This window comes from Streptococcus sp. KR, from assembly GCF_002238115.1.
Lineage (GTDB): Bacteria > Bacillota > Bacilli > Lactobacillales > Streptococcaceae > Streptococcus.
Map to the genome: position 1 here is coordinate 1 of NZ_NGVM01000246.1, position 283 is coordinate 283.

Sequence of the window (283 nt, forward strand, 5' to 3'; positions counted from 1 at the left end):
TTTTATCAGCGTTAGCTTTATCTTTTGCTGCTTTAATTTCAGCATCGGTTTGAGCTTTAGCAGCCGCTGCTTCTTTAGCAGTTACTTGATTACTCCATTCAATAGCATAGTCTTTCATCTGCTTTTTATACTTAAGTAGTTTTGCTTGTGAATTGGCTACCCTTCGGGCATCAGCATCTTGGATTCTTACACTTTTGTTGCTATCAGCTCTTTGCTGAGCGACATAAGCTTTGTACAATTCACGCTCACGATCATAATGAGCTTGGGCTAACCTTGTTAAGTC

1 protein-coding gene is annotated in these 283 nt (G+C 39.6%); it reads right to left on the minus strand.

Annotated elements, in window-relative coordinates; genetic code table 11:
- Positions 1 to 283 (minus strand): hypothetical protein (locus CBI42_RS12915; protein WP_179211438.1); only part of this gene is annotated, 283 nt, incomplete at both ends.